13 protein-coding genes are annotated in these 15,073 nt (G+C 72.5%); all 13 read right to left on the reverse strand.

Annotated features, from left to right (window positions below; all coding sequences use genetic code 11):
* Positions 1 to 4: 4 nt before the first annotated feature.
* Positions 5 to 1,393 carry an FAD-binding oxidoreductase gene (locus ABT034_RS20690; RefSeq protein WP_351217181.1) on the reverse strand — a complete coding sequence of 463 codons (1,389 nt, stop codon included), beginning with the start codon at positions 1,391 to 1,393 and terminating at the stop codon, positions 5 to 7.
* Positions 1,394 to 1,588: 195 nt separating this feature from the next.
* Positions 1,589 to 2,683: a methyltransferase gene (locus ABT034_RS20695; protein WP_351217183.1), complete on the reverse strand. Its 1,095-nt coding sequence runs from the start codon at positions 2,681 to 2,683 to the stop codon at positions 1,589 to 1,591.
* Between the two features lie 80 nt (positions 2,684 to 2,763).
* Positions 2,764 to 4,311: an FAD-dependent monooxygenase gene (locus tag ABT034_RS20700; protein WP_351217185.1), complete on the reverse strand. Its 1,548-nt coding sequence runs from the start codon at positions 4,309 to 4,311 to the stop codon at positions 2,764 to 2,766.
* A gap of 97 nt (positions 4,312 to 4,408) precedes the next feature.
* Positions 4,409 to 5,239, reverse strand: coding sequence for an SDR family oxidoreductase (locus tag ABT034_RS20705; RefSeq protein ID WP_351217187.1), 831 nt, complete (start codon positions 5,237 to 5,239; stop codon positions 4,409 to 4,411).
* A gap of 31 nt (positions 5,240 to 5,270) precedes the next feature.
* Complete coding sequence (locus ABT034_RS20710; RefSeq protein ID WP_351217188.1) at positions 5,271 to 5,759, reverse strand: flavin reductase family protein; 489 nt, start codon at positions 5,757 to 5,759, stop codon at positions 5,271 to 5,273.
* Positions 5,760 to 5,787: 28 nt separating this feature from the next.
* Entirely contained in the window at positions 5,788 to 6,612 is an 825-nt protein-coding gene (locus tag ABT034_RS20715) for an SDR family oxidoreductase (protein WP_351217189.1), read from the reverse strand.
* On the reverse strand, positions 6,609 to 7,439 hold the full coding sequence (locus ABT034_RS20720; protein ID WP_351217190.1) for an SDR family oxidoreductase: 831 nt from the start codon (positions 7,437 to 7,439) through the stop codon (positions 6,609 to 6,611). The genes ABT034_RS20715 and ABT034_RS20720 overlap by 4 nt, the downstream gene beginning before the upstream one ends.
* Positions 7,440 to 7,450: 11 nt before the next feature.
* A complete protein-coding gene (locus ABT034_RS20725) occupies positions 7,451 to 8,566 on the reverse strand; it encodes an acyl-CoA dehydrogenase family protein (RefSeq protein ID WP_351217192.1) in 1,116 nt (371 codons plus the stop codon).
* A gap of 17 nt (positions 8,567 to 8,583) precedes the next feature.
* Positions 8,584 to 10,356: an FAD-binding oxidoreductase gene (locus tag ABT034_RS20730; protein WP_351217194.1), complete on the reverse strand. Its 1,773-nt coding sequence runs from the start codon at positions 10,354 to 10,356 to the stop codon at positions 8,584 to 8,586.
* Position 10,357: 1 nt separating this feature from the next.
* On the reverse strand, positions 10,358 to 11,992 hold the full coding sequence (locus ABT034_RS20735) for an MFS transporter (protein ID WP_351217196.1): 1,635 nt from the start codon (positions 11,990 to 11,992) through the stop codon (positions 10,358 to 10,360).
* A gap of 77 nt (positions 11,993 to 12,069) precedes the next feature.
* Positions 12,070 to 12,645 (reverse strand): dTDP-4-dehydrorhamnose 3,5-epimerase family protein, encoded by a 576-nt coding sequence (locus ABT034_RS20740; protein ID WP_351217198.1) that lies wholly within the window; start codon positions 12,643 to 12,645, stop codon positions 12,070 to 12,072.
* A gap of 5 nt (positions 12,646 to 12,650) precedes the next feature.
* Complete coding sequence (locus ABT034_RS20745; protein WP_351217200.1) at positions 12,651 to 13,922, reverse strand: nucleotide disphospho-sugar-binding domain-containing protein; 1,272 nt, start codon at positions 13,920 to 13,922, stop codon at positions 12,651 to 12,653.
* 352 nt (positions 13,923 to 14,274) lie between these two features.
* On the reverse strand, positions 14,275 to 15,042 hold the full coding sequence (locus ABT034_RS20750) for a hypothetical protein (RefSeq protein ID WP_351217202.1): 768 nt from the start codon (positions 15,040 to 15,042) through the stop codon (positions 14,275 to 14,277).
* Positions 15,043 to 15,073 lie beyond the last annotated feature (31 nt).

A 15,073-nucleotide genomic window follows, 5' to 3' on the forward strand; every position in this document is an offset into this window, starting at 1 on the left:
GCTCTCACTGCGTCGCGGGCAGGATGTTGTGGTTGGAGCGGAACAGGTTGGCGGGGTCGTACTTCGCCTTGATCTGGGCGAGCCGTTCGCCGGTGGCCCCGGGGTAGAGCGCCTCCCGGACGTCCTCCGGCCCGGCGTTCACCACGAAGTTGGCGTACGAACCGGAGTCGGACTGCCGGACGGCGGCCATGAACTCCTCGACCCAGACCTCATGCAGGCCGGCGTCGGCCAGGTCCGCGTAGACGGCTGTCAGGTGGGCCATGATTTTGCTCTGCCGGTGCGCGAAGGCCGTGGCGTCGGACGGGACCCGTGCGATGGCCCCGCCGAGCACCCGCAACTGCGCCCCGGCGACCAGGGCGCTCGACCCGCTGACGCGCTCCACGATGGTCTCGGCGGTCGCGCGGTCGACCCGGTCGATGAACAGGTTGCGCGCGGCCGAGATGGGGCGCTGCGAGGGGTCCGCCGGGCCGAACATCCCGGGGTAGGGGATGGCCCGCACCATGTCGGCCAGCGGAGGGACGATCGCCCGGAACCGGTCGATGACCTTCTCGCCCGCCTCGGCGGGACCGGCGTAGCACAGCACCGCCAGGATGATCGGCTTGCCGTGGTACTCCTCGGGCACGAACGGGAACGGCGGCGCCGTCCACACGTTGACGATCGTGGTGAGTTCCTCGGGGGCGGCCTCGGCCTCGGCGACGAAGGCCTCAAGGATCTCGGGGGTCACGGGGGTGACCATGATCCCGCCGTACACGCCGTCGAGTTCGTGCAACCGGAGCTTGAGGCGGGTCGCCACCCCGAAGTTGCCGCCGCCGCCGCGGATCGCCCAGAACAGGTCGGGGTGGTGGTGCTCGTCCACCGACAGCAGTTCGCCGTCGGCCGTGACGATCTCCGCGGCCAACAGGTCGTCGATGGTCATGCCGTGCTTGCGGGACAGGAAGCCGATGCCGCCGCCCAGGGTGATGCCGGCGACCCCGACGAGGCTGTTGTCGCCGAAGCCGGTCGCGAGCCCGTGCTCGGCGGCGGCCTCGGTGTACTCGCCCGCGGAGACCCCGGCCTCGGCCCAGGCCGTACGGGCTTCGACGTCGATCTCGAGGGCGCGCATACGGGTCAGGTCCAGGACGATGCCGCCCTCGCAGACACCGTGCCCGGCGCCGCTGTGTCCACCGCCGCGGACGGCCAGTTCGAGCCCGGTCTCCCGCGCCAACGCGATGACGCTCGCCACCTGCGCGGCGTTGCCCGGGCGCAGGATGACGGCGGGGCTGCGGTCGACGTCACCCGCGTACACGGTGCGTGCCGTCTCGTACTCGGCGTGGTCGGGGCCGATGACCTGACCGTACCGCTCATCGGTGAGCTCCCCGATCGACAGGGCGGCGCGTCCGTGAGGTGATGTCACAGAGTGACTCCTTAATATACGACTCGTTATGCGACTCGATTTGCGGCTCGATTTGCGGCTCGATACGCGACTCGATATGCCGCCCGATTTAGCACGGTTAGCAGAGTCGACACCCTGTCACCCGGTCATTTTTCATGTCAAACCTGAGAGTGGACTACCGCTCACATTCGGCCAGACATCAAGTTTTACGTCGAATTAACGGGCGGTGGATTTCACGAGGGTGAGCACGCGTGCGCCGTAGGCGAGGGCAGGCGATACCGAGGCGATGTCCATGCCCGCCGCCGCCGCGAGTTCCTGCCACTGGCCCTGGGTGCGCTCGCGCCCGCCGAAGTAGACGAGCATGCGGAGGTCGGCGCTCGTGAAGCCCGGGTCCGGCGCGGAGGGCGTCTGGTCGGCGCACTCGACGAGCAGCACGGAACCGCCCGGTTCCAGCGCGTCCGCGCAGCGCCGCAGGATCCGTACGGCGTCCTCGTCCGACCAGTTGTGCAGGACGAACGACAGCGCAATCCGGTCGGCCTTCACCGGCAGCGGGTCGAAGAAGCTGCCGTCGAACACCTCGACCCTGTCGGCGAGCCCGGCCTCCTCGAACTTCCCGCGCGCCCGGGCCGCCGGGCCGGGGAGTTCGAGGAGGGAGGCGCCGATACCGGGCTGCTCGGCCAGCAGGGTGGCGAGCAGGTCGCCGTCGGCGCCGCCCACGTCGAGGAGGTGCCGCACCCCGGTCCAGTCGTGCTCCGCCACCACCTGGGCGAAGACGGTCCGCTGGCCCTGCGCCATCAGGTCGTAGAAGGTGGCGCCGAGGGAGGCGTCGTCCGAGACCTCGTCCCAGAAGTCCTTCCCGTACATCCGCCGGTGGACGGCGCCGCCGTCGCGGACCGCTTCGAAGAGGTGGACGAGCGCGAGGTCCGCCCGCCCCACCATGTGGCCCGGGTCCAGCCATCCGACCTGGGAGGCGGGGTGGCCGTGGGCGAGCAACTCGCCGATGGCGGTCGGCTCGTAGTGGTCGGGGCCCGTCTCCGTCAGGACGTCGACGGCGACCAGGTGCCGGAGCAGCCGCCGCAGGGTGTCCTGGTGGGAGCCGGTCGCCTTCGCGAGCCCGGCGACGTCGTGCACACCGCTCCGCAGGTGGTCGACGAGCCGCAGACTCGCGGCGACCCTCAGCGCCATGGGGGTCACCAGGTCTCCGAGCCGCTGCAGCGCGGCATAACCGGAGGAGGTGTCGGCGATGGCGGTGGAGCCGCCGAAATCGCCGTCTTCCGGGTTCCGCGCCACTTCGGTTGTCGGTTCGTCCACGGACACGTGCTTCTCCAATTCACATGGGGCGATATCGGCCGTCTGATACCGGGAATCGCGTTCTTCGAATATGCGGCCTTTCAGGCCGCGTCCAGTTCCCGGTGGGCCGCGGCCGGGCCGAACCACCGGGTGAGCGCGGGGACGAGACCCGCGGTGTCGCTCTCCGGCGTGGCCGTGCCGGCGCCGTCCGCGGCGGTGGCCGCGACCCAGGCGACGTGCCCGTCGGGTCGGATCAGCACGGCCGCGGCGGCCGGTAGGTCTCCGATCACCGGGAACGCCCAGTGGTCGTCCTGGGGCTCCGCCTCGACGAGGTCCACCCGGTCCGTCCAGCCGTCGAGGACCGTACGCAGGTGGGGCCGGCCGGTGAAGTCCAGGAGCACGGGCCGTGCGGCGTGCAGCAGCTCGTAGATCCGTGTCTGCCCGGAGGGGGACTTGATGTCGAGGTCGGTCATCCGGCGGCCGAGGGCCGGGTGCCCGCCGTCCACCGGGTAGTAGGCGTCGAGCTGGCTGATGACACCGCCCAGGTACCGGTTGCCGTCCTCGGACTCGACGAGGTCGGCGAACACCCCGCGGAGCGCGTCGGCGTGGGGGCCCGCGGGCCAGAGGGCGGTCTGCGCCCGGATGTTGTCGAGCATGCGCGTCGTGGCCGGGTGCCGCTCGTCGTGGTAGCTGTCGAGCAGCTCGTCGGGGGCCTGCCCGCGGACGACCGCGGCGAGCTTCCAGCCCAGGTTGACGGCGTCCTGGAGCCCCAGGTTCAGCCCCTGTCCGCTGGAGGGGAAGTGGACGTGCGCCGCGTCCCCGGCGAGCAGGACCCGCCGGTCGCGGTACCTGTCGACCAGTCGGCAGGCGTCGCTGAACCGGTCGAGCCGACGGGCGCTGTGCATGCCGAAGTCGGTACCGGCGATCTTGGCGCAGGCCTCGCTGAGCGTCTCCACGGTCACCGGCTCGTCCCGGTCGGTGACCTTGTCGAACTCCACGGTGATGATCCGGTACATGCCGGGGTACTCGGAGTGGAAGTTCATGTAGAACCCGTTCTCCCGACGGCCCTCGGGGCCGAAGACGACCTCGGCCGGGGGATCGGTGAGTTCGACGTCGCCCAGCAGCGCGGTCAGCGTGGCCTCCGTGCCGGGGAAGGCGATGCCGGTCAGCTTGCGCACGGTGCTGCGACCGCCGTCGCAGCCGACCAGGTAGTCGGCGCGCAGCAGCTCGGTCCCCTGCTCCCCGGTGATCTCCACCTCGACGCCGGTCTCGTCCTGGCGCAGACCGGTCACCGCGGCGGGCCGGCGGAGCCGTACCCCCAGCTCGATCGCCCTGTCCTCCAGGAGCTGCTCGATCCGGGACTGGTGGATGGCGATCGCGTACGGGTGCCTCGTCGGGAAGTCGTCGAGGTCCAGGTGCATGAAGGCGAAGTGCGCGAGCGGCAGCGCGGTGCCCTCCGCGAGGAAGCGGTCGACGAGCCCGCGCTGGTCGAGGAGCTCCACGCTGCGGGCGTGGAGGCCGCCGGCGCGTGACTCACCGGTGCGCGCCGCGAGCTTCTCGAGCACCAGCACGTCCACGCCCGCGAGCCGCAGCTCGCAGGCGAGCATCAGCCCGGTCGGGCCACCGCCCGCGATGATCACATCTGCCATGAGGACACCTCTCTTGTTCCGCCACAGAACTGCGTACGGACGGTTCGTTTGTGTGGTTGCGTACGGGCCCCGTCCCTGACGGAAGCCGGGCGCGCTCCTACCGGAAGTCGGCCGCGTGGTCGGCGGCCCACTCGTCGAGCGTCCGTGCCGGGCGGCCCGTGACCTCCTCGACCGTCGCCGTGACGTCCGCCGGCACGCCGACGAGCCCCGCCTGGAAGTCGAGGAGCATGTCGGCGAACTCGGCCGGTACCTGATCGCGGATCATCTGCTCGCGCGCGACCTCGGGCGCCAGCTCCTCGTACCGCACCGGGCGTCCGACGGCCTCGCCGATCCGCCGGGCCTGCTCGGCCTGGGTGAGGGACTCCGGCCCTGTCAGGACGTACTTCGCGCCCGCGTGCCCGTCCGTCAGGAGCAATCGGGCGGCGACGTCCGCGATGTCCCGCTCGTGGATGGGCGCCATCTCGGCCTCGGCGTACGGCCCGCGGACCACGCCGTCCGCGCGGATCTGCGGCGCCCACTGGAGGGAGTTGACGGCGAACGCGCCGGGCCGGACGAAGGTCCATTCGAGGCCCGACTTCTCGACCTCGCGCTCGATCTCCTTGTGGTACGCCACGATCGCGTTGTCGGCGCCTTCGGTGCTGTACTCGACGGCCGACGAGGAGAGCAGCACGACCCGGCGCACCCCGTGCTCCTTCGCGGCCCGGAGGACGGGGCCCGCCGTGCCCGGCGAGGGGAACAGGAACAGCGCGGAGACGTCCTTCAGGGCGGGTTCCACCGTCTCCGGCCGGGTGAGGTCGCCGCCCACCACCTCGGCCTCCGCGGGCAGCCGGGCCGCCGCCGGGTCGCGGGTCAGGGCGCGTACGGCCGCACCCGCGGCGAGCAGTTGCCCGACTACGTGACGACCGACGTTCCCGGTCGCTCCGGTCACCAGAAACACAGACCCTCCAAGGTCTTCGACGTCATTCCGCACGTGATCGCTCCGTCAGGCTGGCGTAGCGGCCGGAGTGGAAGATCAACGGCCGCGCGTCGGCGCCGACGGTCCAGTCGACCGCCTCGGCGATCACCAGTTCGTGGTCCCCCGCGACCTGGACCGACCTGATCCGGCAGTCCAGCCAGCCGAGTCCGTCCGCCGCCACCGGGTGTCCCGCGGCGCTCCTGGCCCACTCCCCCACGGCGAAGCGGTCCGCGCCGCGAGCCGCGAAGGTCCGGCAGACCTCTTCCTGCGTGTCGCTGAGGATCGTGATGGCGAAGCCGCCCGTCGCCCGGACAGCCGGCCAGGTCGTCGACGTCAGCGCGGCGCAGAACGCGATCAGAGGCGGGTCGAGCGACACGGAGGTGAAGGAGTTCACCGCCATACCGACCGGTCCTCGGTCCGACTCCGCGGTCACCAGCACCACTCCGGTGCCGAAACATCCCAGTACGTCGCGGAAACTGCGCTGGGTCAACACTGTCGCGCCCCCTGCTCTCTCCTGGGTCTCAGCGGAAGCCGTCGGCGTTGTCGCGAGCCCACTGGGCGAACGTCCTCGCCGGCTTCCCCGTGACCTTCTCGACCGTGGGCAGGGCCTGGGTCTCCGTCACGGTCGGGTGGCCGAGGAAGTCGAGCGTGGCGGCCACGATCTCGGCCGGCATGAACGCGGACATCTCCTCGCCGGCCCGCTCCGCGGTGATCTCCTCGTGCCGCAGCTTCCTGCCGATCGCCTCGCCGATCGCCGCCACCTGCTCGACGGGCGTGACGGGCCGGGGGCCGCTGAGCGGGTAGACCGCCCCGGCGTGCCCGTCCTCGGTGAGCGCGGTCCGGGCGACCGCCGCGATGTCACCGGGGTGGATGGCGGGCAGACCGACTCCCGCGAACGGCGTACGGACGACGTCGCCCTGCGCGATCTGGGCCGCCCAGGCGCGGGTGTTGGACGCGAACTGGCCGGGCCGCAGGAACGTCCCTTCGAGACCGGACGCCTCGACGGCCCGCTCGGCGTCCCGGTGGACCCGGCCGATCAGGGACTCCGGGCGGGTCTCCACGGCCACGCTGGAGAGCAGCACGATCCGCCGTACCCCGGCGCGGGCCGCCTCCTCGACCACCGCGGTCTCGTTCCCCGACATCATGAGGAACAGGGCCTCCACCCCGGAGAACGCCTTGGCCAGCGACTCAGGGTCGGCGAAGTCCCCCGCGACGACGTCCACGTCGGCCGGGAGCGCGGCCCGCCCCGGGTTCCGGGAGAGCGCCCGGACGGGCACCCCCTCGGCGCGGAGCTGCCGCAGCAGCTCGCCGCCCACGTTGCCCGTGGCTCCGGCTACCAGAATCATGACGTTCCCTTCCGGAACTTGTCGGTGTGGTCGGCGACCCACTGGGCGAAGCTCAGCCCGGGCCTGCCCAGGTACGGGTCGACCGGTGAGATCGCGTGCGGGCGGCCGACCATCGTGGTGAACATGCGCAGCCGTGCCTCCACGGCGTGCGGGGGGATGCCGGCGGCGAGCCACTCCTGCCGCGCCTCGTCGTGGCCGAGCTCCGCGAAGCGGACCGGCTCGCCGGTGACCTCGCCGATGATCCGTGCCCGGTCGGCGTAGGTGAGCGTCTCCGGCCCGCTGAACAGCGGTGCCTCGCCCACGAGTTCGTCGGTCAGCAGGGCGCGGGCGGCCACCGCCGCGATGTCGCGCTCATGGACCGGCGCGGTCCACGCGTCCCCGAAGGGGAAGCGGGCGACGCCCTCGGCCCTGATCTGCCCGGCCCACTCCAGGGCGGTCGCGGCGAGCCCTCCGGCGGGCCGCAGGAACGTCCACTCCGCGCCGGTCTCCCGGATCTGGCGCTCCAGCTCCCGGTGCTTCACGGCGATCATGTTCTTGGGGTCGTCGTCGAGGACCGAGTAAGACGAGAGGGCGACGATACGGCGGACTCCCGCCGCCTTCATCCGGGCGATCGGCTCCGCGGAGCCGCCCGGGAACGCGGCCATGACGAAGAAGACGGATTCGACGCCGTCCAGGGGCAGTTCGGCGGTCGCGGCCACCTCGACCCCGTCGGGAAGCCCGGCCGTGGCGGGGTCCCGGCTGAGGGCCCGTACCTTGTGGCCGGCCGCGAGCAGCTCGTCCACGAGCGGCCTGCCGACGTGCCCGGTGGCTCCGGTGATCAGGATCATCGTGGTCTCCTTCAGGCCGGTCCGGCCAGGCCCTGGGTGTAGTCGGCGCCCGCGGGTTCGAACTGCATGACCGCGTGGCTCGCGACCGAGCGCACGTCCCGCCAGTGCCGCTGGAGCGGGTGCCCGTCCTCCTGGGCCCGGGTGCCGCCGATCCTCAGCAGCCGGTCGGTCGCGTCGGCGAGCATCTGGAGCGCGAGCGCCAGGTCCCTGCGGTTGCGGCGCGCGAGCGCCGGCGTCAGGGCGCCGCCGTCCACGACGGCGGCGGCCCGCTCGATGAGCAGCTGGGCCGCGTCGATCTCTCCGGCGGCCCGGGCGAAGTCCACCTGGTAGGCCTGGCCCGCGCCGGCGCGGGGACCGGTCGGGGCGACCGCCACGAGCTGCGTGGCGACGGCGAGCGCGCCTCGCGCGGCGCCGAGCACGGGAGTGACGAACGTCAGCCCGCTCACGGCGGGGTTCGGCAGCGGGGCGCGGCCGGGGAGGCCCACCGTCGCGCCGCGCATCGCGTCCTCGCGCAGGCAGACGCGGTGCTCGGGCACGAACACGTCGTCCAGGACGAGCGTGTGGCTGCCGGTGCCGCGCATGCCGAGGGAGGACCAGGTGTCCTCGAAGCTGTAGTCCGCGCGCGGTACCGCGAAGAGCCGCATCGGCTGTCCGCCGGACTTCGGGCCGGGCGCGGGGCCGGTCAGCAGCGCCCAGTCGGCGTGCTCGACACCGCTGACGTAGCTCCAGGAGCCGGTGAGCCGGAACCCGCCCTCCGTCTCGACCGCCGTGCCCTGCGGCTTGATGACGGCGGCGACGAGGGTGTCGGGGCCGTCGCCCCAGATGTCGGCCTGGCCCTGCTCGGGCAGGCAGGCCACGTACCTGGCGGCGTGCGCGGCGAGGCAGGCGAGCCACGCCGTCGAGGAGCACTCCTCGCCGACCTTCGCGACCGCTGCGGTCAGCTCGGTGTAGCCGCGCTCGTCGCCGCCCCAGCGGGACGGCACCAGCCACCGGGCGAACCCGGCGTCCACCACGGCCCGTATGACGTCCGGGCTCACCCGGCGCTCGGCGTCGGCCTGCGCGGCCTGCGCTCCGGCCAGCTTGGCGACCTGGGACGTCGCCGCCTCTATCTCCGGTGAAAGTGACATTCCGGTTGTTCCCCTTTTCACGCGCCGTCGAGGACGGGCGGGATGTTGTGGTTGATGCGGAACAGGTTGTGCGGGTCGTACGCGGCCTTCAGCTCGGTCAGCCGCCGGTGGTCCGGCTCGGCGTAGGCCCGCCGGACCCGCTCGGGGTCGGCGTCGTGGTCGAACAGGAAGCCGGGCAGCAGGGCGCCGGTGTCCCACGGCCTCAGCCGCGCGAGGACCTCGTCCGCGGCCCGGCGTACCGTGTCCGCCTCCTCGGCGGGGGCCGGCATCCGCATCCACAGGTGGAAGGCCGCGTCCCTGGCGCCCGCCGCGTGCGGGCGCCGGGGCGGCCGGCTCACCGCCCCGCCCAGATGGCGCAGTTCGAGCCCCTGGAACGGCCCTTCGGGCGTCGCCGGGTCGATGAACGAGACCAGCGTCCCGACCGCCGTGTCGTCGAGCTCGGACAGCAGCGCGCTGCGGAAGTGCATGCTGACCGGGTGCTTCGGGTCGTGGTGGATCTCGGTGAGCCGCGCGTACGGCCGGGTGGCGCAGGTGTCCGTCTCGGGGGCGAGCGCGCGCAGCGGTTCCACCAGCCGGGCGCCCTCCTCCTCGTCGCCGGCGTGGACGACGTGCACGAGGACGAACGACCGGCCGCGGTACGGCTCGGGCACCTGCGGCGCGTCCTTGAACCGCAGCAGCGACACCGAGGACGACATCTCGTCCGGCTGGTCCTTGGCCCAGGTCAGGTAGGACCGCACCACGTGTGCCGCGTGCGCGGGGTCCTCGCCCGGGTAGAAGAGTTCGCCCGCGAAGACGGTCCGCAGCGGCACCAGGTCGATCTCGGCGGCGGTCACCACGCCGAAGTTGCTCCGGCCGCCCCGTACCGCCCAGAACAGGTCGGGGTCCTGGGTCGGTGACACGGTGCGGATACGGCCGTCGGCGGTGACCAGGTCCATGGAGCGGACGTGGTCGGCGGCGAAGCCGTGCGTACGGCAGGTCAGCGGCAGTCCGCCGCCGGTCAGGAAGCCCATCACGCCGACCTCGGCCGAGGAGCCGCTGAGCGGCGCGAGGCCGTGCTCCGCGGTGGCGGCGGCCACCTCGCCCCAGCGCAGCCCCGCCCCGATCCGGGCGGTCCCGGCCCGGGGGTCGACCGTGAGCTCGCGCAACCCGCCGGTCGCGACGAACACGGCGCCGTCGGCGGGGACGGACCTGCCGTGCCCGGTCGACTCCACCGCGACCGGCAGGTCCGCCGCGGCGGCGAACCGGACGGCGGCGGCCACGTCGTCGGCGTCGGCGGCGACCACCACCGCGGCCGGGCGGTGCCCGACGGTGAGCAGCCAGCCGGAGCTCGCCTCCTCGAAGCCGTCGTCCCCGGGGTGGAGCGCCCGGCCGCGGACCGCCGCGCCGAGGCCCACCACGCCGTGCCAGGCTGCCGGTTCGTCGGCGATCCGCTCACCGGCGAACTCGGCCGTGGTCGCGTGCACGAGCACGCCGTCGGGGGTAAGGATCCGGGCGGTGCCGGTCCCGGTGTGTGCCGCCCCTTCGAAGCGGGCCTCGACGTGGGCCTCCACCTGCCCCGCGTGGCCGCTCGCCAGGGTGTAGGTCTCGACGAGGTCGTACGAGAAGTGCCCCTGGTCCCGCCCGGCGGCCCAGGTCCCGGTGCCCACGGTGACCCCCGTACGCAGCGCGATCGTCCCGTCCGGGGCGAAGGAGATGACGTACGGGTCGGTCTGGTCGTCGTGGCAGACGAAACCGGTCCAGACCCCGACGGGGGTCTGGACCGGCCCGGCCACGGAGTCCGTGTCCGGCATGTCAGCTCTCCACCTTCTCCAACTTCTCCAGGGGCTTCTCTCCCTGGTTCGCCTGGTCCGCCTGGTCCGTCCCGTCCGCATCGGCGGCCGGGGGCGGGCCGGGCATCCGGGCGTTGCGCAGCAGGACCGCGGCCCCCGCGGCGAGGAGCACGGCGAGCACCGCACCGACGATCGCGGTCGTCTGCATGCCCTGGACGAAGGAGTCACGGGCCACCGCGAGGAGGCGGTCGGCGAGCTCGGTGGGGAGCCCGCGGGCGGTGTCGACCGCGGCGCCGAGCGTGTCCTTCGCCGCGTCGGCGTCCTGCGCGGACAGCCCCTCGGGCAGCCGGTCGGCGAGGTCGGACCGGTACACGGCGAAGCCGACGCTGCCGATCAGGGCCACGCCCAGCGCACTGCCGAGTTCGGGGCCGACCGAGGCCAGCGCGGACGCGGCACCGGCCCGCTCGGGCGGGGCCGCACCCACGATGAGGCCGGTGCCGAGCGAGATCATCGGGCCGAGCCCGAGACCGATGACGGCCGTCCCGCCCACCGCGAGGAACAGGTCGGAGGGGCCGCTGACACGGCTCAGCATCAGCATGCCGAGCGCGGAGACGACCAGGCCGCCGGCGAGCAGGTTGCTGAGCTTGACCCGCCCGGCGAGCGCAGGCCCGCCCATGGCGCCGACCATCACGCCGAGGGTGATCGGCAGCGACCAGAGCCCGGCCTGGACCGGCTCGAGACCCCGTACGAGCTGGAGGTACTGCATGACCAGGAACTGCAGCCCGGCGGAGAGCAGGGTGGCGAGCACCAGCATGCCGAGGGCGGTACCGAACAGGCTGTCGCGGAACAGCTTGAGGTCCACCAGGGGCTGCGTCAGGCGGCCCTGGCGGTGCACGAACAGGGCGGCGAGGACGAGTCCGGCCACGATCGGGACGCCCGACTCCAGGCCCAGGCCGTCCTCGGCGATCTGCTTCACGCCGTAGATCAGGGCGAGCATGCCGACGACCGACAGGACGGCGCTGAGGAGGTCCGGACGCGCGACCGAGCGGTCACGGTACTCGGGCAGCAGGATCGGCCCGAGGACCACGAGGAGCGCCATCACGGGAACACCGATGAGGAAGACCGCGCCCCACCAGAAGAGCTCCAGGAAGGTCCCGCCGACCAGCGGGCCGATCACCGTGCCGAGGCCGAAGAAGCCGGTCCACGCGCCGATGGCGGCGCCCTGCTGCTTGGGGTCCTGGAACATGACCCGGATCAGGGAGAGGGTGGACGGCATCAGCGTGGCACCCGCGATGCCGAGCAGCGCGCGGGCGGCGATGAGCATCGTCGGGTTGGCGGCGAACGCCGAGAGTACCGAGGCCACGCCGAAGGCGACCGCGCCGATCATCAGCAGCCGCCGGCGGCCGATCCTGTCCCCGATCGCGCCCATGGGGATGAGGAAGCCGGCGATGAGGAAGCCGTAGACGTCCACGATCCACAGCAACTCGGTGTTGCCGGGCCGCAGGTCGGCGGTGAGGGTGGGCAGTGCCAGATGCAGGACCGTCAGGTCCATGGCGATGAGGAGGGTGGGCAGGGCGAGGACCGCGAGTCCCAGCCACTCCCTACGGGTCGCCCGGGGCGGTAACCCCGCGTCTACCTCGTCTACCTCGGTACTCACAGAACTCTCCTTGCGTTGTGGCTGGACGAGGGAACCGTAGAACCTCAAGTCGAGTTGAGGTCAAGTGGTGTGCGGGGTCAGCGGACGTCGTGCCAGTCGGCGAGCAGCCCCGAGGCGCGCGCCTCCCGCACGCGGGGCGCCTTCGCGTCCTTCTCCGACATCAACGGCGGCTCGCTGAAGCCCCAGGGAAGCGCCAGATCGGGATCGAGGGGGTCGATGTCGATCTGCGTGCCCGGTACGTACAGGGTGGAGACCACGTAACAGATGCAGGTGTCGTCGGTGAGCGTCAGGAACCCGTGCCCGACGCCCTCCGGCACGTACACCGCCCGCCCCGACTCCGCGTCCAGCAGGGTCTCGTGGTGCTCCCCGAAGGTCGGCGAGCCGACCCGCAGGTCGACGACGATGTCGCGGGCCGACCCCCGCACGCACGTCACGTACTTGGCCTGCCCGGGCGGCACCGCGACCCCGTGGAGGCCGCGCAGCGTGTTGCGCGCGGACGTCGAGTAGTTGATCTGCGCCGGCCGGAACGGGCGGCCTGCCGCCTCCTCTACGAGGTCGTGGCGGAAGGACTCGAAGAACACACCCCGTGCGTCGGGGATCTGGTCCGGGGTGAACACGAACGCGCCGGGAACCCGCGTCTCGACCACACGCATCGCCGTCAGCCCCGCTCGCGGTACTGCGCGGTCAGCCGCTCCAGTACCGGTACGAGTTCACCCGGCCCGGGTGCGGCCGTGATGTCCGCGTGGATGGCGGCCGTCCCCTCTTGGAACGACGGCTCCGTCAGCAGCCGGGAAAGCTGCTTGCCCACCTCGGCCGCGGTGAGGCCGTCGGCGTGGAGGGTCACGCCCGCTCCCCTGGCCTCCAGGTAGCGGGTGCTGTTGAGCCCGCTCCCCAGGTCCTCCCGCACGATCATCTGGGGCACCCGGTGGACCGCCGCGGCGAAGAACGTGCCGAAGCCGCCGTGGTGGACGACCGCGGAGCAGGTCGGCATCACCTGGGTCAGCGGGAGGTAGTCCACGATCCGCACGTTGTCGGGGACGGAGAGGTCCGTGCCCAACTGGGCGGCGTTGACCGTGGCCACCACCTCGACGTCCATCCCGGCGACCGCCTCGAAGGCGGCCGCGACCCGCTCGTCCCGGCCGTCGTGGACCGTACGCCCGGTGACGCCCAGCGTCAGACAGACCCGGGGCCGGGCCGGCGGCCGCGCCAGCCACTCGGGGACCGGGCCCGCGCCGGTGTACGGCACCCAGCGCATCGGGACCCGGCGCAGACCGTCCGGCCTCGGCAGCTGCGAGGGCAGCGGGTCCACGGTGAAGTCGCCGAGCAGCAGCTCCTCGGAGAAGTCGTGACCGTACGGCCCGAACACCGGCGCCAGCGTCGCCGCCAGCGGATCGGTGTCCGCCCGCACCCCGGAGGCGGGGTCGTCCATCCGCTCGGCCAGGCGGCCGCGGATCCAGCCGAAGTAGTCGGGGCCCCACATCATCCGCGCCGACGCGGCCCCGCACTCGCGGGCCGCGACCGCTCCCGCCGGGCACGCCGGATCCCAGATCACCAGGTCGGGCCGCCAGCTCCGGGCGGCCTCCACCAGACGGTCGGCGAGCTCCGGCCGCCCCTCGCCGTCCGGGTGGTACCGCTTGCACGCGGCCACCAGGTAGTAACGGGTCGCCCGCCAGAGCTCGTCGAAGTCGGATCCGGGCTCAAAACCAAGCGCGTCGCTGAAGCGGTCCAGCTCCTCGTCGGTGATCGGCGCGGGCGGCGAGGTGCGCTCGCCGAGCCCCACCGCCGTGAGCCCGGCCGCGGTGATCTCCTCGACGAGGCCGTCGTTGCTGGCCACCCGTACCTCATGGCCCGCGCTCTGCAGCGCCCACGCCAGCGGGACGCTGGGGTACAGGTGAGCGGTCAGCGGTGCGACCGCGAAAAGAATCCGCATGTGAATGCCCTCAGCTGTCTGCCGGTCGTGAATGCGGGGAACAGAAAAGAGAAAAGAAAAAGGCGATCGATATTCTCAGCCCGGCGAATCGACACAGTGCTGAGGAAGTTACTGAACAGCTTCTTCGACGAAGCGGAGGAAGTCAATGCTGCTTTCTCAAAGCAACGACAGGCCTGGGTCAGAGAATTGTCAAGTCTCCTGGAAGTCTGCTGGACCGCGTATCCACCGCGTATCCGCGGAAGAACGGCCGAAGAACAGCCGAGGAACAACTCCTGGTGGACAGAACGAAAACGGGCACGGCGCCTAGGCCGTGCCCGCTCGTACCGCTGTCCGCTCGTACCGCTGGTTTTTCCTAGCGCCTGGCGTGCGCTCCGAGACACCGCAGGACGTCCTCCTCGTGGTAGAAGGTGCGGCCCTTGCCCGTGCGCCGCCGCCACTGCTGTTCGCTGGCGTGGCGGTAGACGCTGCCCGAGGCGATCCCCCAGAGCAGGGAGATGTCCCGGGCACTGAGCCACCGCACGGTCCGTGGCGGCGGAAGCGCCGGCACGGCCGGCCCCTCCGCCGCCGCAGCACCGCCGCTGAGCGCCATCCACTCCTGCGCGGACCAGCGGTGCGCTGGAACGGCGGAGCAGCTGATCTCGACCGGCGGATCGGAACGGCCGTCCCGCACGACGGCCGTGAGCCCTCCCCCGCAGTCCGCCACGACGCACGTCCCGACGTTCATCCCCCGGCCGGGGGACGGGTCGACCACGTACCGCGCCCGGCGGACCGCCCGCGCGACCTCCTCGCACAGCTCGCCCGCGGCTTCGTGGGCGGCGAGCCACCCGGCGTGCCGGATCAGGAACTCGACGACGTCGGCGACGGCGTCCCGGGGCGCGGCGACGACCCGCTCCCCGACGACGAGACCCGCCCAGGACCGCAGCACACCGACGATGACGGAACGGGCCTCGGCGGCTGCGGTGTTGAAGGGCAGCCCGGGCGCGGACCCGCCACCGGACGTACGCTCGCGCGGCCGGTCGGCACCGCCGAGGAGCAGCCCGCACTCGTCGTAAAGGTTCGGCAGCCGCCTCAGCCCGCCGACGAGCGCGAGGGCACACCCCGAACAGAGCCGCGCGCCCACGACGACACCTCCGCGCCGCCCACTCCCGCCA

The sequence above is a fragment of the Streptomyces sp. NPDC002773 genome, from assembly GCF_040295605.1.
Classification (GTDB): domain Bacteria; phylum Actinomycetota; class Actinomycetes; order Streptomycetales; family Streptomycetaceae; genus Streptomyces.